The sequence below is a fragment of the Streptomyces sp. KL2 genome, from assembly GCF_046529545.1.
GTDB classification, from domain to species: Bacteria; Actinomycetota; Actinomycetes; order Streptomycetales; family Streptomycetaceae; genus Streptomyces; species Streptomyces radiopugnans.
Genome location: NZ_CP127170.1, coordinates 643,607 through 664,548 on the forward strand (window position 1 = coordinate 643,607; position 20,942 = coordinate 664,548).

The 20,942-nt window shown below is 73.2% G+C and carries 21 protein-coding genes; 9 read left to right on the top strand and 12 right to left on the bottom strand.

Annotation, left to right across the window (positions count from 1 at the left end; all coding sequences use genetic code 11):
• Positions 1-55: 55 nt before the first annotated feature.
• Together QPK52_RS02920 and QPK52_RS02925 are read right to left on the bottom strand one after the other, a co-directional pair.
• Entirely contained in the window at positions 56-565 is a 510-nt protein-coding gene (locus QPK52_RS02920; protein WP_410535383.1) for an O-acetyl-ADP-ribose deacetylase, read from the bottom strand.
• A 68-nt stretch (positions 566-633) separates the two neighbouring features.
• Entirely contained in the window at positions 634-1,299 is a 666-nt protein-coding gene (locus QPK52_RS02925) for a ThuA domain-containing protein (RefSeq protein WP_410535384.1), read from the bottom strand.
• Positions 1,300-1,348: 49 nt separating this feature from the next.
• Between QPK52_RS02925 and QPK52_RS02930 the strand changes: the two genes are divergently transcribed.
• Positions 1,349-1,741, top strand: a complete 393-nt coding sequence (locus tag QPK52_RS02930; protein WP_410535385.1) for a VOC family protein — start codon at positions 1,349-1,351, stop codon at positions 1,739-1,741.
• Positions 1,738-2,181, top strand: a complete 444-nt coding sequence (locus QPK52_RS02935) for an NUDIX hydrolase (RefSeq protein WP_410535387.1) — start codon at positions 1,738-1,740, stop codon at positions 2,179-2,181. The genes QPK52_RS02930 and QPK52_RS02935 overlap by 4 nt, the downstream gene beginning before the upstream one ends.
• Positions 2,182-2,441: 260 nt before the next feature.
• On the opposite strand, the gene QPK52_RS02940 is transcribed toward QPK52_RS02935, so the two are convergent.
• Both QPK52_RS02940 and QPK52_RS02945 read right to left on the bottom strand, forming a co-directional pair.
• Complete coding sequence (locus QPK52_RS02940; RefSeq protein ID WP_410535389.1) at positions 2,442-4,337, bottom strand: ABC transporter ATP-binding protein; 1,896 nt, start codon at positions 4,335-4,337, stop codon at positions 2,442-2,444.
• 190 nt (positions 4,338-4,527) lie between these two features.
• A complete protein-coding gene (locus QPK52_RS02945) occupies positions 4,528-5,289 on the bottom strand; it encodes a L,D-transpeptidase family protein (protein WP_410535391.1) in 762 nt (253 codons plus the stop codon).
• Positions 5,290-5,404: 115 nt separating this feature from the next.
• Between QPK52_RS02945 and QPK52_RS02950 the strand changes: the two genes are divergently transcribed.
• Both QPK52_RS02950 and QPK52_RS02955 read left to right on the top strand, forming a co-directional pair.
• Entirely contained in the window at positions 5,405-7,252 is a 1,848-nt protein-coding gene (locus QPK52_RS02950; RefSeq protein WP_410535392.1) for an ABC transporter transmembrane domain-containing protein, read from the top strand.
• On the top strand, positions 7,249-9,030 hold the full coding sequence (locus QPK52_RS02955; protein WP_410535394.1) for an ABC transporter ATP-binding protein: 1,782 nt from the start codon (positions 7,249-7,251) through the stop codon (positions 9,028-9,030). The genes QPK52_RS02950 and QPK52_RS02955 overlap by 4 nt, the downstream gene beginning before the upstream one ends.
• A gap of 107 nt (positions 9,031-9,137) precedes the next feature.
• Here the strand turns inward: QPK52_RS02955 and QPK52_RS02960 are convergent, their stop codons facing one another.
• Positions 9,138-9,932, bottom strand: coding sequence for a metal-dependent hydrolase (locus QPK52_RS02960; protein WP_410535395.1), 795 nt, complete (start codon positions 9,930-9,932; stop codon positions 9,138-9,140).
• Positions 9,933-10,053: 121 nt separating this feature from the next.
• Between QPK52_RS02960 and QPK52_RS02965 the strand changes: the two genes are divergently transcribed.
• Positions 10,054-12,567, top strand: a complete 2,514-nt coding sequence (locus QPK52_RS02965; protein ID WP_410535397.1) for a DUF3516 domain-containing protein — start codon at positions 10,054-10,056, stop codon at positions 12,565-12,567.
• A 34-nt stretch (positions 12,568-12,601) separates the two neighbouring features.
• Positions 12,602-13,495 carry an acyl-CoA thioesterase gene (locus tag QPK52_RS02970; protein WP_410535398.1) on the top strand — a complete coding sequence of 298 codons (894 nt, stop codon included), beginning with the start codon at positions 12,602-12,604 and terminating at the stop codon, positions 13,493-13,495.
• On the opposite strand, the gene QPK52_RS02975 is transcribed toward QPK52_RS02970, so the two are convergent.
• Positions 13,426-14,352 (bottom strand): DUF6397 family protein, encoded by a 927-nt coding sequence (locus tag QPK52_RS02975; RefSeq protein ID WP_410535399.1) that lies wholly within the window; start codon positions 14,350-14,352, stop codon positions 13,426-13,428. The genes QPK52_RS02970 and QPK52_RS02975 overlap by 70 nt on opposite strands.
• Before the next feature lie 181 nt (positions 14,353-14,533).
• On the bottom strand, positions 14,534-14,926 hold the full coding sequence (locus QPK52_RS02980; protein ID WP_093663172.1) for a roadblock/LC7 domain-containing protein: 393 nt from the start codon (positions 14,924-14,926) through the stop codon (positions 14,534-14,536).
• 171 nt (positions 14,927-15,097) lie between these two features.
• Here QPK52_RS02980 and QPK52_RS02985 point away from each other — a divergent pair, with 171 nt between their 5' ends.
• Positions 15,098-15,697 carry a class I SAM-dependent methyltransferase gene (locus QPK52_RS02985; RefSeq protein ID WP_410535400.1) on the top strand — a complete coding sequence of 200 codons (600 nt, stop codon included), beginning with the start codon at positions 15,098-15,100 and terminating at the stop codon, positions 15,695-15,697.
• 106 nt (positions 15,698-15,803) lie between these two features.
• Positions 15,804-16,643 (top strand): hypothetical protein, encoded by an 840-nt coding sequence (locus QPK52_RS02990; RefSeq protein ID WP_410535402.1) that lies wholly within the window; start codon positions 15,804-15,806, stop codon positions 16,641-16,643.
• 43 nt (positions 16,644-16,686) lie between these two features.
• Here the strand turns inward: QPK52_RS02990 and QPK52_RS02995 are convergent, their stop codons facing one another.
• The 5 genes from QPK52_RS02995 to QPK52_RS03015 form a co-directional block, all read right to left on the bottom strand.
• Positions 16,687-16,872 carry a hypothetical protein gene (locus tag QPK52_RS02995; RefSeq protein WP_093663170.1) on the bottom strand — a complete coding sequence of 62 codons (186 nt, stop codon included), beginning with the start codon at positions 16,870-16,872 and terminating at the stop codon, positions 16,687-16,689.
• A 269-nt stretch (positions 16,873-17,141) separates the two neighbouring features.
• On the bottom strand, positions 17,142-17,948 hold the full coding sequence (locus QPK52_RS03000) for an SGNH/GDSL hydrolase family protein (protein ID WP_410535403.1): 807 nt from the start codon (positions 17,946-17,948) through the stop codon (positions 17,142-17,144).
• 331 nt (positions 17,949-18,279) lie between these two features.
• The gene (locus tag QPK52_RS03005; protein WP_410535404.1) at positions 18,280-19,119 is read right to left on the bottom strand and encodes an SAM-dependent methyltransferase; all 840 of its coding nucleotides are present in this window, start codon (positions 19,117-19,119) and stop codon (positions 18,280-18,282) included.
• Between the two features lie 34 nt (positions 19,120-19,153).
• On the bottom strand, positions 19,154-19,444 hold the full coding sequence (locus QPK52_RS03010; RefSeq protein ID WP_410535405.1) for a DUF397 domain-containing protein: 291 nt from the start codon (positions 19,442-19,444) through the stop codon (positions 19,154-19,156).
• A gap of 8 nt (positions 19,445-19,452) precedes the next feature.
• Positions 19,453-20,319 (bottom strand): helix-turn-helix transcriptional regulator, encoded by an 867-nt coding sequence (locus QPK52_RS03015; protein WP_093663166.1) that lies wholly within the window; start codon positions 20,317-20,319, stop codon positions 19,453-19,455.
• 143 nt (positions 20,320-20,462) lie between these two features.
• Here QPK52_RS03015 and QPK52_RS03020 point away from each other — a divergent pair, with 143 nt between their 5' ends.
• Positions 20,463-20,942, top strand: a complete 480-nt coding sequence (locus QPK52_RS03020; protein ID WP_410535407.1) for an ATP-binding protein — start codon at positions 20,463-20,465, stop codon at positions 20,940-20,942.

The window sequence follows — 20,942 nt, forward strand, 5'->3', positions numbered from 1 at the left end:
GCCCCCCGCGGGACGGGAGGCGGCCGGTCCGGTGCCGGGGCACCGGACCGGCCGTTCAGCGGAGCTGCCCGGCGAACGCCCGGTGGGCCCGCTCGTCGAAGAGGACGAACCGGACCTCCTCGACCGCCGTCCGCGCCGCCCGGACCGTCTCCACCGCGATGCGCGCGGCGTCCTCCAGCGGCCAGCCGTAGATGCCCGTCGAGACGGCCGGGAAAGCGACCGTCCGCGCCCCGAGTTCGTCGGCCACCCGGAGGGACTCCCGGTGGCAGGAGGCGAGCAGTTCCGAGCGGTCCTCGTCCGGGGTGAACACCGGTCCCACCGTGTGGATCACCCAGCGCGCGGGCAGCCGGCCGGCCGTGGTGGCCACCGCCCGGCCGGTCGGCAGACCCCTGCCGTAGCGGGAGGCGCGCAGGGCCCGGCACTCCGCGAGGATCTCCGGGCCCCCTCTCCGGTGGATCGCCCCGTCGACGCCTCCGCCGCCCAGCAGGGAGGAGTTGGCGGCGTTGACCACCGCGTCGACGGTCTGCTCGGTGATGTCGCCCTGGACCAGCCGGATCGTGACCATGGGCCCATACTGCCCGGTGCCGCCCCGTTCGCGGGGGCGGCACCGCCCGGCACCGGGGCGGGACGGCGTCAGGGCAGGGGGAGTTCGGCCGCCCATGCCAGGCCGCCGAGCAGATGGCGCCGGAAGGCGGGGTCGGCGTAGGCCTCGGGACTGTGGCCCAGCGCGGTGTAGAAGGAGCGGCCCCCGGTGTTCTCGTGGCACCACGCCAGCGGATGGTCCTCCCCCATCCCGCCGCCCTCGTAGGTGGACTCGTCGGCGCAGAGCAGCACCCGGACCCGGCCGCGCGGACTGGCCCGGAAGTCGTACCACTCGTCGGTGAACGGCCAGGCGGCGTCCAGGTGCGCGGTCGCGGGGTGGTCGCGGTCCTCCACGACCGCCACCCCCGGCTGGAGTTCGGGGTGCCGCTCGAAGCGGGCTCCGAGCAGTTCGCCGTACCAGGGCCAGTCGTACTCGGTGGTGGCCGCGGCGTGCACGCCGACGAAGGCCCCGCCCGCGGCGGCGTACTCCCGCAGTGCCTCGCGGCTCGCGGGGGTCAGCACCTCGCCGCTGGTGGAGAGGAAGACCACGGCGCGGCAGCCGTCCAGGGCGGCCGCGAGGACACCGGGGTCCTCGGTGGCCTCGACGGTCAGGCCCAGGCCGCCGCCGAGGTCGCGGAAGGCCCCGATCCCGTGCGGGATGGAGTCGTGCCGGTAGCCGGTGGTCCGGGTGAAGACGAGGATCCGTTCAGCGCTCATGGCTCCATGGTCCCCCGGCCCGGCACCGCCGCGGACTACGCTCGTCGGTATGCCAGCACGCATCAAGGACCTGGTCGTGGACGCCACCGACCACCAGGCGCTCGCCGACTGGTGGTGCGCCGCGCTGGGGTACGAACGCCGCAGGCCGCTGGGCCATCCTCCCCCGCCGCCGGAGTGGGCGGTGGCCATCCACCATCCGCAGGACGCCGGTCCGGTGATCTGGTTCAACCCGGTACCCGGCCCCAAGGCCGGCCGGAACCGGGTGCGCTTCGACGTGTGGGGCGACACCGGCGAACTCCTCGCGCTGGGCGCCACCATGGTGCGGCGGCAGACCGAGGACAGCGGATGGGACGTCCTGGCCGATCCGGAGGGCAACGAGTTCGGCGTGTTCTCCCCGCGCGCCTCGGGACTGCATCTCTCGGGCGGGGGGACCACGCTGTGACGGGCGCGGCCGACTCCATACCCGGCGCGCCCGGCCCCGCGCGCAGGCTCATCGACACGGTGGCGTGGGTGCATCTGCGCGACGGCACTGTCCTGGGCGCCCGTACCCGCGGCAAGGACCTCTTCTACATCCCGGGCGGCAAGCGCCACGCCGGGGAGAGCGACGAGCAGACCCTGCTGCGGGAGGTCGAGGAGGAGCTGACCGTGGCGATCGTGCCGGGCACGGCCGTCCACATGGGCACGTACGAGGCTCCGGTGGACGCGGACACCCCGGAGGTGGTGGTGCGGATGGCCTGCTACACCGGCGACTACCGCGGCACGCTCGCCGCCGCCGGCGAGATCGAGGAGATCCGCCGGCTGACCTACGCCGACCGCGACCTGGTGCCGCCGGTGGACCAGCTGGTCTTCGACGAACTGCACGCCGAGGGGAGGCTGTCGTGACCGCTCCGGCCGTGGAACCGCGCGGGACCGTGCCCGGCGGCCTGTCCTCCCTCTTCCGCCTCCGCTCGACCCGGAGGCCGACCGGATGGCGGCCTTCACCGTCGCCGGCCCCTCGGACCGCGCCGCCTTCGACGCCCGCTGGGAGCGGTCCCTCGGCGACCCCGGGACCGTGAGCCGGACGGTGCTCTCGGCGGTGAGGTCGTCGGCGGCGCGCGGGGAGACGGTGGAGGAGTACTTGCCGGTGCTGCGCTGGCGGCGGCTCAGGCGGGGGCGGTCTCGACAGCTCCCGGTCCCGAGCCGGCCGGGCCCGCCGGTCCCGCCGGCTCGGGGCCGGCCTGCTCGGGGCCGGACGACTCGGGAAGGACCGCGTCGCGCCGCAGCAGGGCCGCGTAGCGCCCGTCGCGCGCGACGAGTTCGTCGTGGGTGCCGCGCTCGGCGATCCGGCCGCCTTCCAGGACGACGATCTGGTCGGCGTCGCGGATGGTCGACAGGCGGTGGGCGATGGTCAGCGTGGTGCGGCCCGTGGCCAGTGCGTCGACGGCCCGCTGGACCGCCTGCTCGGTGCGGGTGTCCAGGGCGCTGGTGGCCTCGTCGAGGATGAGGACGGGCGGGTCGCGCAGGATGGTGCGGGCGAGCGCCAGGCGCTGCTTCTCCCCTCCGGAGAAGCGGTACCCGCGCTCGCCGACGAGGGTGTCGTAGCCCTCGGGCAGCGAGGCGATGTGGTCGTGGATCTGGGCGGCGCGGGCCGCTGCCTCGATCTCGGCGTCGGTGGCGCCGGGGCGGGCGAAGCGGAGGTTGTCCGCGACGGAGGCGTGGAAGAGGTACGTCTCCTGGGACACCACGCCGACCGTCCGGGCCAGGGTGTCGAAGTCCAGTTCCCGTACGTCGATCCCGTCGATGGTGACCCGGCCGCCGGTGACGTCGTACAGCCTGGGCACCAGGTAGCTCAGCGTGCTCTTGCCGGAGCCGGTGGCGCCGACGACGGCGAGGCTGCTGCCCGCCGGGACGGTCAGGTCGATGCCGCTGAGCGTGGGGGTGGCCGAGCCCGGGTCGTAGGAGAAGCTGACGTTCTCGAAGCGGACCTCGCCGCGCGCCCGCTCCAGCCTCACGGGCCGGGCGGGCTCGGTGATGTCCACCGGCAGGTCCAGGTACTCGAAGATGCGCTGGAAGAGGGCGAGCGAGGTCTGCACCTGCACGCCTGTGCTCAGCAGTGAGACGGTCGGGCGCAGCAGGCCCTGCTGGAGGGTGACGAAGGCGACCAGGGTGCCGATGGAGAAGGCCGGGCCGCCGAGGTGGAGGAGCAGACCGGCCGCCCAGTACAGCAGCGCCGGGATGGCCGCCATGATGATGCCGATGACCGACATGCGCCAGCGTCCGGCCATGTTGGAGCGGATCTCCAGATCCGCCAGCCGCTCCGACTCCTCGGAGAAGGAGCGGGTGAGGGAGTCGGCGCGGCCCATGGTGCGGCCCAGCAGGATGCCGCTGACCGACAGCGACTCGGTCACCATCGCCGACATCGCCGCCATCTGCTTCTGCCGCCGGGTGGCGATCTTCTTGCGTTCCCGCCCCACCCGGCGGCTTATCCAGACGAACAGCGGCATCAGCAGCAGGGAGACCAGCGTCAGCCGCCAGTCCAGCACCAGCATGGCCACGATCGTCGCCACCACGCTGGTGAGGTTGGAGACCAGGGAGGTCGCGGTGGAGGTGACCGTGGCCTGCATCCCGCCGATGTCGTTGGCGATGCGGGACTGGACCTCGCCGGTGCGGGTGCGGGTGAAGAACGCCAGGGGCATCCGCTGGAGCTTGTCGTAGACCCCGGTGCGCAGGTCGTGCATGACGTGCTGGCCGACGGTGGTGCTGATCAGCGTCTGGAGGACGTTGAAGACGCTGGTCAGCACCGCCGTGGCGATCATGCCGAGGGCGAGGAGGGAGAGCAGGCCGGTGCGCTGCTCGGGGATGGCCACGTCGAGGATCTCGCGCAGCAGGAACGGCGAGGCGACCGACACCAGCGAGGAGGCTCCGACCAGCAGTCCCACCACGGCCAGCCGCCCTCGGTAGGGGCGGAAGAGGCGCAGGACGCGGCGGATCTGGGCGGGCGGCTGCGGCTCGTCCTTCCGCCTCTGCGGTGGGGTCCAGTCGGGTTCGTCGCGGTGCAATGCGCTCCTTCGGCGGTCGGCGGTCGGCGGCCGACGCTCGGCGGGCCGGCGGGGGCAGGCGGGGCCGGCCCCGGCTCACCAGCCTACGATCGCCCGCCCGCCGGTCGCCCTCCCGGCGCGGCCGGGCCCGGGCGCGCCGCGCCCGGGCGGTGGCCGGAAGGCCACCGGCCGGCGAGCGGCGGGCCGCCGGTCAGGAGGCGAGGCTCTGCCTGTCGCCCATCACGATGACCGGGTGCTGTGCCGGATCCAGGGTGCGCAGCAGGTACTCCATCGCGGCCCTGGAGAGGCTGACACAGCCGGAGGTCCCGCTGCCGTGGTCCATGTGCAGCCAGATGCCGCCGCCCTTCTCCCGGCCCAGGGGACGGGTCGGGTCGTTGGGCGGGACGCCCCTGACGCGGTTGTAGTCGATGGCGATGACGTAGTCGAAGTCGTGCCGGTATCTCTCGGGCCAGTGGCGCGGCGCGGCGAAGGCGGCGGAGCGGGTGTACGGCAGCTTCGTCCCGGGGTCGGGGAGGACGCCGCCGGAGTCGGAGAGGGTGAAGACGCCGACCGGGCTGCGCTTGTCGTTCTCGCGGTGGTCCGGCGTCCAGCCCCGCTTGCCGTTGTGGGCGGGCCAGCGGCGCTCGCGCGTCCAGGTCTCGCCGCGCCGGATGTAGAGGGCGACCGTGGCGTCCTCGGAGTCCCTGCCCGCGCCGTGGACGGCGACGACCTGCCGGGCCGATTCGGGGATCTCGGCGAGGAGGCGCTCACCGACGCCGGGGATGCGGCGGGCCCCGGCTCCGGACGGGGAGGGCGGCTGCGACGCCTCCTGCCGGGGCCGGGAGGGGGGATCGGTCCCGGCAGGACCCCCGCCTCCGCAGCCCGCGAGCAGCAGGAGCGCCGTCGCGGCGGCGCAGATCGCCGACACCCTGCGCCGGGCGCCGGGTCCGAACCGTGTACCGGGCCTGCCCATGCCGTACATCGTCCCATCCTCCGGGCGGAAAACCCTTTGCCCTCCCGCCGGATATGACGGAAGGCTTGCACGGTCGTTTCCGCTTCTCCGCCATCGAGACCGTTTCCGGGGCGTCATGCGCATTCGCGATCTTCCATATCCCGATCCCGGCGACCCCGACGTACGGTCCGGGTTCCGCCTCATGCTCTGGCTGTGGCGCTCACAGCTGGGCGGCCAGCTGAAGGCGCTGGCCTGGGGGACGCTCCACATGGCGGCGGTGGCCTCCTTCCCCCTGGCCGTGGGCATGGCCGTACAGGCGGCCGCCGAGCGCTCCGGGGACCGGCTGGTCGCCGCGGGCGCCCTGACGGCGGTGCTGGGCCTGGCCGTCACCGTCGGCGACACCATGCTGCACCGCGCGGCCGTCACCAACTGGATCACCGCCGCGGCGCGGGTGCAGCAGCTGCTGGCCCGGCGGACCGCCGAGCTGGGGGCCGCCCTGACCCGGCGGGTGGCGGCCGGCGAGGTGGTGGCCGTCTCCACGGGGGACATCGAGAAGATCGGCTGGTTCGTCGAGGCCGTCTCCCGCTTCGGCGCCGCTTCGCTGACCACGGCCGGGGTGTGTACGGCACTGGTGGTGTACGAGCCGCTGCTGGGTGCCGTGGTGACACTGGGCGTGCTGGTGCTGGTGTCGGCCGTACTGCCCCTGCTGCCGCCGGCGACCCGCCGGGCGGACGCGCAGCGCGCGAAGGCGGGGCGGGCCACCGAGCTGGCCGCCGACACCGTGGCCGGGCTGCGGGTGCTGCGCGGCATCGGGGGCGAGGAGCTGTTCCTCGACCGGTACCGCAGGGCCTCGCAGGAGGTGCGGCGGGCGGCGGTGCGGACCGCGCGGATGTGGTCGCTGATCGATGCCGTGCAGGTGGTGCTGCCGGGTCTGCTGCTGATCGCGGTGGTCTGGCTGGGCACGCGACTGGCCCTGGACGGCAGGATCGCCGTGGGAGAGCTGGTGACGGTGTACGGCGCGGTGACCTTCCTGCTCTTCCCGTTGCGGCTCTTCCAGGAGATCGCCATGGCCTACTCCTTCTCCCGGCCCTCGGCCGAGCGGGCCGCCCGGGTCCTGGCTCTGCGCCGCCTGACGCGGGCGGGCGCAGCGCGGGCGGGCGGTGGTGCGCGGCTGCCGCACGGCGACCTGTACGACCCGGTGAGCGGACTGCTCGCGCCGGCCGGGGATCTGACGGCGGTGGTGTGCGGCGACCCCGACGCGGCCGGGCGGCTCGCCGAACGGCTGGGCGGGCACGGCACCGGCCCCGGAACGGACGGGCCGTCGGTGCTGCTGGGCGGGGTCGCCCTGGACGACGTGCCGCTGGAGGCGGCCCGTACCGCCGTGCTGGTCCAGGACAAGGACCCGGTGCTGCTGTCGGGCACCCTGGGGGAACTGCTCGACGTACCGTCGTCGGGCGCGGTCGCACCCGGACGGGCGCTGGAGGCGGCCCAGTGCGGCGATGTGCTCGCCGCACTGGCACGCGCCGGGGGCGCCCCGGGCGGCGACCCGATGCGGGCCCGGATCACCGAGCGCGGCAGATCGCTGTCGGGCGGCCAGCGCCAGCGGCTGGCGCTGGCCCGGTCGCTGGTCGCCGACCCGCAGGTGCTGGTGCTGGACGAACCGACCAGCGCCGTCGACTCGCACACCGAGGCACGTGTCGCCGACGCCCTGCGCCGACTGCGCGCCGGCCGCACCACGGTGGTGTTCTCCTCCAGCCCTCTGCTGCTGGACCGGGCCGACCGGGTGGTGTTCGTCTCCGGCGGCGAGGTGACCGCCGTCGGCACGCACCGGGAGCTGCTGGCGGACGAGCCCGGATACCGCGCGGTGGTCGCCCGCGAGGCCGGCGGCGATGACAACGGCACCGCAGGCACCGGCGGGGTCACGGCCGGTACGGCCGGGGTCCGGGAGCCGCGGCGGCACGAGCAGATGGAGGAGAACGCATGATCGGCGTCGCACCGCCCGCCCACGATCCCGCCGCGTCCGAGTCGGCCGCGACCCTGCCGGTCGGTGCGCCGGGGACCGTGCGCGCCTACGTCGGCGAGCTGGTCCGGCGCCACCGCGGGCCGTTCGCCGTACTGGTGTCGGTGAACGCCGTCGCGGTGCTGGCCTCCATGGTCGGCCCCTATCTGCTGGGGCGTGTGGTGGAGGACCTCGCGGCGGGGGCCCGTGATCCGCACCTGGAGCGCACCGTCGTCCTGTTCGCCGTCGCCCTGGCCGTCCAGACGGTCTTCGTCCAGCAGGTGCGGCTGCGCGGGGCCGTGCTGGGCGAGCGGATGCTGGCGGATCTCCGCGAGGACTTCCTGGTCCGCTCGGTGCGGTTGCCGCCGGGGGTGCTGGAGCGGGCCGGTACGGGGGACCTGCTGTCCAGGATCACCACCGACATCGACCGGTTGGCGGGCGCCATGCGCGAGGCGGTGCCCCAGTTGTCGATCGGCGTCGTCTGGGCGGCGCTGCTGCTGGGCGCGCTCACGGCCACCGCGCCGCCGCTGGCGCTGTCCGTCGTGATCGCCCTGCCGGTGCTGCTGGTGGGCTGCCGCTGGTACTACCGGCGGGCACCCGGCGCCTACCGTTCCGAGGCGGCCGGCTACGCGGCCGTCGCCGCCGCCCTGGCCGAGACCGTGGACGCCGGGCGGACGGTGGAGGCCCACCGGCTGGGCCCGCGCCGGGTCGCCCTCTCCGAGCACCGCATCGGCCGGTGGACGGCCTGGGAGCGGTACACGCTGTGGCTGCGCACCGTCCTCTTCCCCGTCGTCAACGGCACCCATGTGCTGATCCTCGGCTCGGTGCTGATGCTGGGCGGGTTCTTCGTGCTGCGGGGCTGGATCTCGGTCGGCGAGCTGACGACGGGCGCGCTGCTGGCGCAGATGCTGGTGGAGCCGATCGGCCTGATCCTGCGCTGGTACGACGAGCTCCAGACCGCCCAGGTGTCCCTGGCCCGGCTGGTCGGGGTGCGGGAGATCGAGCCGGAGTCCGGCGACGGCGCACTGCTCCCGGACGGCCGCGAGGTGCGGGCCGAGGAGGTGCGGTTCGGCTACGGCGAGGGCGGCGACGTGCTGCACGGGGTGTCGCTGGACGTCACGCCCGGCACGCGGGTCGCGCTGGTGGGGCCGTCGGGGGCGGGCAAGTCCACGCTGGGCCGGCTGCTGGCGGGGATCTACTCGCCGCGGGCGGGCGAGGTCACGCTCGGCGGTGCCGAGCTGGCCCGGATGCCCGCGGAACGGGTACGCGAGCACGTGGCGCTGGTCAACCAGGAGCACCATGTCTTCGTCGGCTCGCTGCGCGACAACCTGCTGCTGGCGAACGCGGACGCCGGTGACGCCGAGCTGTGGGCCGCCCTCGCCGCGGTGGACGCCGACGGCTGGGCCCGGGAGCTGGCCGACGGCCTGGACAGCGAGGTCGGCTCGGGCGGGGAGGCGATCACCCCGGCCCAGGCCCAGCAGATCGCGCTGGCCCGGCTGGTGCTGGCCGACCCGCACACCCTGGTCCTGGACGAGGCGACGTCCCTGCTGGACCCGCGCGCGGCCCGGCATCTGGAGCGCTCGCTGGCGCGGGTGCTGGAGGGGCGCACCGTGGTGGCGATCGCGCACCGGCTGCACACCGCGCACGACGCGGATGTGATCGCGGTCGTGGAGGACGGCCGGATCAGCGAGCTGGGAAGCCACGGTGAGCTGGTCGCCGCCGACGGCGCCTACGCCGCGCTGTGGCGGTCCTGGCACGGCTGATCCGGCCCCGGTTCGGCTCCGCCCCGGAGTGCTCCGGGGCGGAGCCGAACCGGACGGGACGCCCGGCCGGGGACGGCTCGGCCGACGAGGGCTCGGCCGAGGAGGGCTCAGCCGAGGAAACCCACGGCCCACAGTCCGCTCAGCCCGCCGGCCAGCATGAAGCCGGGCATCAGGACCTGCACCTCGACCCAGCTGCCCGCCTTGAACCGCATGGGCTTGGGCGTGCCCAGCGGATACCAGCGTCTGCTTCCCACGGGGATCGGCCACAGGACCGGGCAGCCGGAGACGGTGATGGCGTCGCCGAGGTCGTGGACCAGGGCGCCCAGCACGATCGGCAGCCCCAGCCACAGGTACTCCTGGCCGGGCGCCGTGAACAGCCAGTCCGCCCCGTTTCCGGGCTTGTTCAGGATGTCCGCCAGGATCCAGGCGCTGGTGGCCCCCAGCAGCCACACCAGGACGTCGCTGGAGACCCGTGCCGCCCGCCACAGCAGGCCCTCGACGGCCAGCACCATGTGGACGAAGAGGATGCCCAGCACCGCCCAGCGTCCGCCGAGCATCGCGAAGGCCGCGAAACCGGCGCCCATCGCCACCGCCCACAGCCAGGTGTGGGTGAGGGTGCGGTGGCCTCCGGCGCGGCGCGGGTCGCCGGACATGCGGGTGGCCTTGTAGACCGCGCACGAGAGTTTCTCGATCACCATGCACAGCCATCTGGAGAGCGGACCGAAGGCACGGGAGATGGTCGCCGACTTGTGGTCCAGGTCGGGCGCGAGGGCCGCGCCCGCGCAGATCAGGGCGCCGACGACCAGGACCGGCCACGGCATCGGCCGGTCCAGGGCGTCCGCCACCGCTCCCACCCCCAGCCACGCCGCCGCTCCCGACAGTGAATGCGCCGGTCCCATCATGTGCGTCCCCACCCCATCGCGCTCGCTCCGCCGTTGTGCCGGTGGCACAGCGTAGTGCCGATGATCTTCGTGCGGTCGGCCGGTTCCCACCGGGGACGCCGCGGCAGGCAGTATGGAGGGCGTGACCCTTATCGATCAGATGCCGAGCACCGCAGACCCCGACACTCTCTACGAGGCCTTCTCCGGCTGGGCCGAGGGGCGGGGCATCACGCTCTACCCCGCCCAGGAGGAGGCGCTGATCGAAGTGGTCTCCGGAGCGAACGTCATCCTGTCCACGCCGACCGGGTCCGGCAAGAGCCTGGTCGCGGCCGGGGCCCACTTCGCCGCGCTCGCCCAGGACAAGGTCACCTTCTACACCGCCCCCATCAAGGCCCTGGTGTCGGAGAAGTTCTTCGACCTGTGCAAGATCTTCGGCACCGAGAACGTCGGCATGCTCACCGGCGACGCCTCGGTCAACGCCGACGCACCCGTCATCTGCTGCACCGCCGAGGTGCTCGCCTCCATCGCGCTGCGCGACGGCGCGGACGCCGACATCGGCCAGGTCGTGATGGACGAGTTCCACTTCTACGCCGAACCGGACCGCGGCTGGGCCTGGCAGATCCCGCTGCTGGAGCTGCCCCAGGCGCAGTTCGTCCTGATGTCGGCGACGCTCGGCGACGTGAGCCGGTTCGAGAAGGACCTGACGCGGCGCACCGGGCGTCCGACCGCCGTGGTGCGCTCCGCCACCCGGCCGGTGCCGCTGAGCTACGAGTACCGCACGACCGGTCTGACCGAGACGCTGACCGAACTGCTCGAAACCCACCAGGCGCCGGTGTACATCGTGCACTTCACCCAGGCCCAGGCGGTGGAGCGCGCACAGGCGCTGATGAGCATCAACATGTGCTCGCGCGCCGAGAAGGACGAGATCGCCAAGCTGATCGGCAACTTCCGTTTCACCACCACGTTCGGGCGGAACCTCTCGCGCTACGTCCGGCACGGCATCGGGGTGCACCACGCCGGGATGCTGCCGAAGTACCGGCGGCTGGTGGAGAGGCTGGCCCAGGCGGGCCTGCTGAAGGTGATCTGCGGCACCGACACCCTCGGGGTGGGCGTCAACGTGCCCATCCGCACGGTGCTGTTCACCGCGCTGACCAAGTACGACGGCAACCGGGTGCGGGTGCTGCGGGCACGGGAGTTCCACCAGATCGCGGGCCGCGCCGGCCGGGCCGGCTTCGACACGGCGGGCCTGGTCGTGGCCCAGGCCCCCGAGCACGTCGTCGAGAACGAGAAGGCCCTCGCCAAGGCGGGCGACGACCCGAAGAAGCGCCGCAAGGTGGTGAGGAAGAAGGCCCCGGAGGGCTTCGTCAACTGGAGCGAGCAGACCTTCGAGAAGCTGATCGCCTCCGAGCCGGAGCCCCTCACCTCCCGCTTCAAGGTGACCCACGCGATGCTGCTGTCCGTCATCGCCCGGCCCGGTGACGCCTTCGCCGCGATGCGCAAGCTGCTGGAGGACAACCACGAGGACCGGCGCAGCCAGCTGCGTCACATCCGGCGGGCGATCGCCATCTACCGCTCCCTGCTGGACGGCGGGGTCGTGGAGCAGCTGGACGTACCGGATGCCGAGGGGCGCCGCATCCGGCTGACCGTGGACCTCCAGCAGGACTTCGCCCTCAACCAGCCGCTGTCGACCTTCGCGCTCGCCGCGTTCGAGCTGCTGGACCCCGAGTCCCCCTCGTACGCGCTGGACATGGTCTCCGTGGTGGAGTCCACGCTGGACGACCCGCGGCAGATCCTGGCCGCCCAGCAGAACAAGGCCAGGGGCGAGGCCGTCGCGCAGATGAAGGCGGACGGCGTCGAGTACGAGGAGCGCATGGAGCGGCTGGCCGACATCGGCTACCCCAAGCCTCTGGAGGAACTCCTCTTCCACGCCTACGGCGTCTACCGCAAGAGCCATCCGTGGGTCGGCGACCACCCCCTCTCGCCCAAGTCCGTGATCCGCGACATGTACGAACGGGCCATGACCTTCGGGGAGTTCGTCTCCCACTACGAACTGGCCCGTACCGAGGGCATCGTGCTGCGCTACCTGGCCAGCGCCTACAAGGCACTGGAGCACACCGTGCCGGACGACCGGAAGTCCGAGGACTTCCAGGACATCGTCGAGTGGCTGGGCGAGATGGTGCGCCAGGTCGACTCCAGTCTGCTGGACGAGTGGGAGCAGCTGGCCAACCCCGAGGACGAGACGGCCGAGGAGGCCCAGGACCGCGCCGACCAGGTCAAGCCCGTCACCGCCAACGCCCGTGCCTTCCGCGTGCTGGTGCGCAACGCGATGTTCCGGCGGGTGGAGCTGGCCGCCCTGGACAAGGTCGAGGAGCTGGGCGAACTGGACGCCGAGGCCGGCTGGGACGCCGACGCCTGGGCCGAGGCCATGGACGCGTACTGGGAGGAGTACGACGAGCTGGGTACCGGTCCCGACGCCCGCGGCCCGAAGCTGCTGCGGATCGAGGAGCGTCCCGAGGACGGTCTGTGGCGGGTGCGGCAGACGTTCGCCGACCCCGAGGGCGACCACGACTGGGGAATCACCGCCGAGGTCGACCTCACGGCCTCCGACGAGGAGGGCCGCGCGGTGATCAAGGTCATCGACGTGGGGCAGCTGTGACGGCGGCAGGGGAACGCTCGAGGAGGCGGGACCGGTGACCGGAGCGAGCAGGCCGGCCGATTCCGGCGGACCGGCCGAGCGTCTGGTGGATCTGCTCGACCTGGAGCGGATCGAGGAGAACATCTTCCGCGGGCACAGCCCCGACGAGCCGCTGCAGCGCGTCTTCGGCGGCCAGGTCGCCGGGCAGGCGCTGGTCGCGGCCGGACGCACCACCGACGGGGAGCGTCCGGTGCACTCGCTGCACGCGTACTTCCTGCGCCCCGGGGTGCCCGGGGTGCCGATCGTGTACCAGGTCGAGCGGGTGCGGGACGGGAGATCGTTCACCACCCGGCGTGTGGTGGCCGTGCAGCAGGGTCGGACGATCTTCAATCTGACCGCGTCCTTCCATCGTGGTGAGCCGGGTTTCGAGCATCAGCTGCCGATGCCCGGGGTGCCCGATCCGGAATCGCTGCCGAAGCTGGTCGACGAGATCCGCGAGCACCTGGGTTCGATGCCCGAGCCCCTGGAGCGCATGGCGCGCCGCCAGCCGTTCGACATCCGGTACGTGGAGCGGCTGCGCTGGAGTGCGCGTGATCTCGAGGGTGTGGAGCCGCGCAGTGCGGTGTGGATGCGCGCGGTGGGACCGCTGGGCGACGACCCGCTCGTCCACACCTGCGCCGTCACCTACGCCAGCGACATGACGCTGCTGGACGCGGTACGTCTGCCCGTCGAGCCCCTGTGGGGGCCGCGCGGTTTCGACATGGCCTCCCTGGACCACGCGATGTGGTTCCACCGGCCGTTCCGTGCCGACGAGTGGTTCCTCTACCAGCAGGAGTCACCCGTCGCGACCGGCGCCCGCGGGCTCGCGCGAGGACAGATCTACGACCGGCGGGGGCGGCTGCTGGTATCCGTGATGCAGGAGGGGCTCTTCCGGAGGAAGCGGGACTGAGCCCCTTCCACCCCCTCCGCCGGCTCCCCGCCCCTGTGCCGGCCGGTGCTCCCGCACCGGCCGGCACAGGGGCGGGCCGACCGCGCCGTGCTCAGGGCCAGCGTCAGGCCCAGCCGGTGCCAGAGGATCTCCTCCTCGCCGTCGGCGGTGAGCAGACCTCGCACGACCCTCCTGGCCGCGAGGGACTCCGGCCGGGCGGTGGTCAGCTGCGGCCGCAGTTCCTCCAGCCGGGCCCGCTCGGCCGGATCCGGCACGGCCTCCTCCAGCACGTCCGGGGTGAGCACCGCGGCGTGGGCGGCGGCCGCCGCCCACGGATCGTCCGTCCGGCGGACCGCCTGGGCGATCCGCCGGTTGCGCCAGTGGCGCGGACGCCAGTCCTCTCCCTCGGCCAGGATGCGCCGCAGCCCTTCGGGCAGCGGGCCGCCGAGCAGCGCCGGCTGGTGCTCGGCCACGTCCCGCAGCTCGCTGGCGAGGTAGAGCCAGACCACCGCCCGGTACCGGTTGAGGGAGAAGCGCACCGGGCCGAAGCAGCCGGCACGGGCCAGTCGCGTGAAACGCAGCGGAGTGACGCCCAGCAGTCCGGCGCCCTCCCGCGCACCGACCAGACGCAGCCGCTCACGCAAAGTGGCCGGAAATCCCTCCTCCGCGCGCACCCGGGCCAGCTCGGCCACCGGTACCCGCCGGCGGTGGTTCTCCCGACGCGGCGCCACCGTCGCCAGCGCGCCCAGCTCCACGGCCAGTTCCAGCTCCCTCGGCCTGATTCCCAGCATCCGGTGCGCCTCGCCCAGCGGCACGGCCTCCGCCGCCTCCGCCTCCTGAGTACCGACCGTCTCCGCCCGTACCAGTCCGACCGGCATGGTGATCCCCCTGCGCATCTCGACGACTACCGTGTGCGACGAAGGTAGCCCGCTGTCGAACCGCTCCGGGGAGCCTGTGGAAAACCTGGAGAAAGCCCTGGTGGGACTGTGTCGGCAACGGCCTGCGACGGCTCGGGCGATTCGGACGGCCCGGGGACGGCCCGTCCCCGGGCCGTCCCGCTCAGCGCCCGTTGCGCATGGCCACGCCCAGGTGCTCGCCGACCCGGTTCACCAGCAGGGTCGTCTCGTAGGCGATCTGGCCCATGTCGGCCTCCGCCTCGGCGAGCACGCACAGACAGCTGCCGTCCCCGGCGGCCGTCACGAACAGCACTCCCTCGTCGAACTCGATCATCGTCTGCCGCGCCCGGCCCACGTGGAAGTGCTCTCCCGTGCCCCTGGCCAGGCTGTGCAGCCCGGACGCGACGGCGGCCAGGTGTTCCGCCTCGCTCCTCTCCAGGCTCTGGGCGGCTCCGGTGACCAGCCCGTCGTTCGAGAGCACCAGCGCATGCCGCACCGAAGGCATCCGCTGCGTCAGATCGTCCAGCAGCCAGTCCAGCTCACTGCTCAGCGCCATCCCCGATTCCCCCTTCTCATGGTCACGCGGTGCCAGCCTTACCCACGACGGGCCCCGGGGCAACCACCGATCTCGGCCGCCCGTGACCCGCCGGAACCGGAAGGAAACCGGAAGCAGGGGTACCGGGATCGGCCACCGGGAAAAGCACCGACAGTGGACGATGACGACCGTATGACGGAGTACGACGGGACGCGCGTGCTGGAATTCTCCACCGAGGGGACCGCCGACTGGGACGCCCGCTTCCCCGACGACGGCCCGGCCTATGACGCCGCCGTGGCCGAGCTGGGGCTGTTCACCGGCGACACGGTGCTGGACGCCGGCTGCGGCACCGGCCGCGCGCTGCCCGCGCTGCGCGCGGCGGTCGGCAGACGGGGCACCGTGCTGGGCGTCGACCTCGCCCCGGCGATGCTGGAGGTCGCCGTCCTGGCGGGACGGCACCGCGGCGCACTGCTGACCGTCGCCGACGCCGCCCGGCTGCCGCTTCGCGACGGAGTGCTGGACGCGGTGTTCACCGCCGGCCTGGTGCCGCACCTGCCCGACCCGGCCGCCGGTCTGCGGGAGCTGGCCCGGGTGGTCCGGCCCGGAGGCCGTCTCGCGCTGTTCCATCCGGCCGGGCGCGCCGCTCCGGCGGCCCGGCACGGGCGCCCGCCGGGGTACGACGGCCTGCGGGCCGAGCCGAACCTCCGCCCGCTGCTGGCGGCCGCGGGCTGGCGCCTGGCCTCCTGTGCCGACGAGGACCACCGGTACCTCGCGCTGGCCGTACGCGCCTGAGCGCCGCGTACACGGGCACCGGCGGGCGCACGGGCCGCGAAAGGCGCCCCGGTGTGTCCCCGGTCTCTCGACGCCGCGCCCCTCCCGTGGCTAGGGTGCGCGGACGATGTCCGGAGAGTCCGGAGAGGAGGCCTGCGTGGCAGAGGCACAGGACACGCGCGGCGGGAGCGACGACGCGCTGTACGTGCTGACCGCGGCACTGCTCACCCCCGCGCAGTTCCCGAGCGTCCTCGGTGACGACTACCCCGAGGCGTGCGCCGCCCTGGGGCTGGAGCCGTACGCGGAGGGCCACGGCCTCGTCCTCGGCCAGGACGGGCAGGGCGCGCGCTGGACGGTCGTCACCGAGGACGTGTCCCTCGTGGCGTGCGCGATCGCCGCCTGGGACTGCGGCGTGGAGTACGACCTGTCCCCGGACGAGCGGACGATCGCCGCCGTGCTGCCCGGCTGGCCGCTGGCGCTGGCGGTGGCCGCGCCCGGCGTCCCCGCCCCCCACGATCCCGAGCCCGATCCGGAGCTGGACGGCGGCCTGGCCCCGCTGTCCCCGCCGGACACCTCGCGCTGGGGCCCTGCACAGCGACGGCTGGGCGCGGACGAGATCGCGCTGCAGTGGGCGAACTGGCGCGCCCGGGTCGACGCGGACGTGACGTTCGTCGAGCCGGGCGAGAACCCCGACAGCAGGGTGCGGCGCGTGCTGGAGGAGGCCCGCGGCTACGTGCACTCCCCGCCGCCGGCCGGCAGGATCCGTTCCGCCTTCGCCACCGAGGAGGCCCGGACCCTGCGCGCGGACGGGCCCGGCTGGAGCCTGGTGGCCCGGACCGACGACATCGCGTTCGTCCTGCTGGACGACGAGCCCGGCGAGGTGCTCCCGGTGGGCCGCGGCTCGGAGCTGCCGGGTCTGCTCAAGGCCCTGGACGAGCTGGCGGTGCGGCCGGACGCGGTGGCCTGAGCCCGCCCGGGCCGGCCGTGCGGGCCGCCGGCCGCGCCCCGGGTCAGCGTCCGAGCTCCTTGCGGCTCACGCGCCGCACCCTGCGCCGCTGCGAGGGGTCGAGGGCCAGGTAGGCGACCGCCGGCACGCCGACGACCACCGCCAGCGCTATCAGGAAACTGCCGGTCAGCGCCCACAGCAGCAGCCCCACCGCCACACCGCCGACGGCGATCTTTCCACGGTTGGTCATCTTCCACGCCTCCTCCGGCGGCGGTGCGACCGCCGCTCACTCAGGGGAACGTGCGTACGGGCCGTCTGGTTCCGCACCTTTCCCACCGTGCCGGAGAGGCCCCGCCGGAGAGACCCCCGCCGGGAGAGACCCGCGCCGGAGAGAGCGGAGAACGAGGCCGGCGGCGGCCCGCGGAAGCCGCGGGCCGCCGCCGCCGCCTCCCCGCCCCGGCCGTACCGGGGTCCGGCCGGGCCGCGTCAGGGCTGTGTCAGAGGTGTGTCAGAGGTGCGTCAGGCCAGGCTCTCCATCACGGGGTAGTAGCCCCCGGACTGGCCGGCCGCCTTGGGGTGGTACGAGTTGGTGATGTTGAGCCAGTCGACGCTGTGCAGCCATGAGTCGCCGGAGCAGATCTCGTGACCGGTGAACCTGCCGCGGACGTCGCCGAAGGCGAAGCCGTGGTTGGCGACGCGCTTGGCGATGGTGTCGCTCAGGTGGTCGGCGGCGTCGTTGATGGCCGCGCGCGACCGCTCGCTGAGGCCCACCACACAGCTGCCGCTGAGCTTGTAGAAGCGGGGGTAGTTGAGGACGACGACCCGGGCGTTGGGCGCCTTGCCGCGGATGGCGTTGTACACCGCGTCGAGCCTGCTCGGAAGGGTGTTGGAGATGTAGGCGCGGGCCTCGTTGATGCGTGCGATGCACGCGCTCTCGCCCTGCAGGACACAGGTGGTCATGGCGTCGGCGAAGCCGGCGTCGTTGCCGCCGACGGAAATGCTCACGAGGGTGGTGCCCGATGTCAGGGGGCCGAGCTGGTTGTTGATGACGTCGGTGGTCTTGGCGCCGGAGCAGGCGGTGAAGTGGAAGGAGGCGGGTGCGTTCGCGTTCTTCCACAGCACCGGGTACGCCTTGGTGCTGCGCTTGCAGGATCCGCTGGAGCTGTCGTAGCTGCCGGCTCCGACTCCGGAGGAGTAGGAGTCGCCGAGCGCGACGTAGGAGGTGGCCGCGGCTTCCTGGGCGGATGCCACGCCCGCGCCGCCGATTCCGAGTCCGACGAGGGCGGCGAGGGTGACCGCCACGGACCCGAGACGGGACAACTTCATGGAGCCTCCTGGGTGTGGAGGGGTGGGGGGGAAGAGATGTGCCTACTACGTAGTAGCAGTGCGGAACGCTTTCAGGAAGTGTCCATGCCAAAAATGATTCGACGTTCAGCTGAACAACCGGCTTGCATCGCCCCAGGTAACGGCCCGTCTCCCGACAAATGGTCAACTGTTCGGCCGGGCGGTCCTCTTGAGCCCATCGGCTCACTCCCGGCCGGGCCGGGCCCCTCGGGGCACGCACGAGGTGAGCGTTCTCGTCGGGAAGGGGAGGAATGTCCCTCCAGGAGGCGGAGCTCGCGAGGCCCCGGCCCCCACCGGCCGGGGCCTCGCCGTTTCAGCGCTTGAGGCCGACCCCGCCGTAGAGCGCGACGCGGCGCAGTTCGCCGGGCTCGGGCACCGGCCCGTCCGGCCGCCACAGCGGGAGCTGCACCAGCCCGGGGTCGATGAGGTCCCAGCCGTCGAAGAACGACAGGATCTCGGCGTGGCCGCGCAGGCTGACCTGGGCGGTGGCGTTCCGGTAGACGCCGGTGCCCTCCTCCACCCGCTGCTCCTCGTGGAAGTCCGGGGTGCCGTGGGTGAGGACGAGACAGCTTCCCGGGGGCAGCGCGCCGCCGAGCGCGGCCACGAGTCCGGCGGGATCCTCCTCGTCCTTGACGAAGTGCAGGACGGCGACGAGGAGCAGGGCCACCGGCCGGCCGAAGTCGATCAGTTCCCGGACGGCCGGATGCTCGATGACGGCCTCGGGCTTGCGGGCGTCGGCCAGGACGAACTCCGCGTTGCCCGCGCCGGTGAGCTTGGCGTCGGCGTGGACGGAGACGATGGGGTCGTTGTCGACGTACACCACGCGGGTGTCGGGGGCCGCGGCCCGGGCCAGTTCATGGGTGTTGGGCGAGGTGGGGATGCCGGTGCCGACGTCGATGATCTGACGGATGCCCAGCTCCCCCACCACCGTCCGCACCGCGCGGCCGAGGAAGTCCCGGTTGGCCCGGGCGCTCACCCGTACGTCCGGGGCCACCCTCATCAGGCGTTCGGCGGCCTCGCGGTCCACCTCGTAGTTGTCGCTTCCGCCCAGGTAGTAGTCGTACATACGGGCCGGGTGCGGCCTGCTGGTGTCGATCTGCTCGGGCGTGAAGCCCTCGTGCGCCTGGTGGATCCGATGGGGCTGGTCGGTCATGCCGTCGCCGTCCTCGTCGTGGTCTCGTCGATCCTCAACACGGGCTCTGCGCGGGGGATACGGGATGTGCGGAACGCGCGGGCTCCTGGACGAGCAGGAAGTCGGCCTCCCCTGCCTTGACACCCTGGATGAACCTCGCCATCGCGTGGTGGGCGTATATCAGAGCGGGTCCGTCGGGGTCGGTGGACTGGCGCAGCGCCACCCTCCCGTCCGCCAGCCGCATGGCCTCCACACAGCTCCCGCCGTTGCCGCCGCTCCACGGCTTGTACCAACCCTCACTCCCCAACTGCCGGGCGGGCATGCCGTTGTAGACGCGTTTCCTCATGGGGTGGTTCACAGCTCCTTGCGCAGGCCGTCCAGGACGGCCTCGGTCCGTCGCACCGGCGCCGCCTGTGCGCACATCCGGTCCAGCGCCTCCTGGAACGCCGAGACGTCATCGCGCTGGTCGAAGTAGACGGCGCCCACCAGGCTCTCGCTGTAGGCGACGTCGGGCAGTTCCGGAATGGGGAACCGGAAGATGTGGAAGGGCCCGTACATGGCCGGGTGCGGCCCGGCGGCGAAGGGCATGACCTGCAGGCGCACCGTCGGCATCGAACACGCCTCGATCAGGCGGGAGATCTGCCCGCGCATGACCTCGGCCCCGCCGATGGGCCTGCGCAGCACGGTCTCGTCCATCACCACCCACAGCAGGGGCGGTTCGTCGCGTGCGAGCAGCCGCTGGCGTTCCAGCCGCAGGGCGATGCCGCGCTCGATCTCCTCCTCGCGGGCGTGCGGCATGCCCGCGCGCAGCACGGCGCGGGCGTACTCCTCGGTCTGGAGGAGCCCGGGCACGTAGTGCGGCTCGTAGGCGCGGATGACGTGGGACTCGCTCTCCAGGCTGACGAAGGCGCTGAACCAGTCGGGCAGCACGTCGCGGTAACGGTGCCACCAGCCGGGCCGGTTGGCCTCGCGGGCGAGGGAGAGGAAGCTGTCGATCTCCGACTGCTCGGTGACGCCGTAGGTGCGCAGCAGCTTCTCGACGTAGGGGATCTTCAGGCCGACCTCGGCCCGCTCCATCCGGCGGATCGTGGCGTGCGTGACGTCGAGCGCCTCGGCGGCCCGCTCGTAGGTCAGCCCCGCCCGCCGCCGCAGGTCGCCCAGCCGTCTGCCGAGCACCACCCGCAGGACCGTGGGGGCGCCGCCCGCCCTGGTGTCAGCCACAGCACCCCTCCGCACTCCAACCGTCCTGCCGGCAGCGGCAGTTTGTCATGCCGTCTGATCACCCCGACAGGATGGCATGTACGTTTCTGCAAACAACAGATTGATCCTTGCCAGATGTTGTCCACACCCCTCACACTGAGGACGTGGCTTACTTTTCCGATGTTCGCCCGCTGGAGCGCACCGGAGGGTCCGTCGACAGGCCCCTGCGGGACGCGTTCCGTCTCCCGGCCATCGGCGCCTCCGTGGCCGAGGCCCGCAGAAGGGTCCTCGCCCGGCTGACGGAGTGGGACATCGGAACGGTGATCCGCGACGACGCGCAGCTGGTCGTCTCCGAGCTCTTCACCAACGCCGTGCGGCACACCGACAGCGAGAGGGTCGACTGCGAACTGCGCGTCACGGGTGTACGGCTCCGGCTGGCGGTCACCGATCAGGGGTCCGGCCACGCCCGGTACGCCGGGGGCGCGGCGCAGGCCCCCGCGGCGGACCCCCGCGGCGAGGGGGAGAACGGACGCGGGCTGCTGCTGGTCAGCGCCCTGGCGGAGGCCTGGGGGATACGGCCGGGCGCCGGCGGCAGGGGCCACATGGTCTGGGCGGAACTGGGCTTCGGCTCCTCCGCCCCGTGA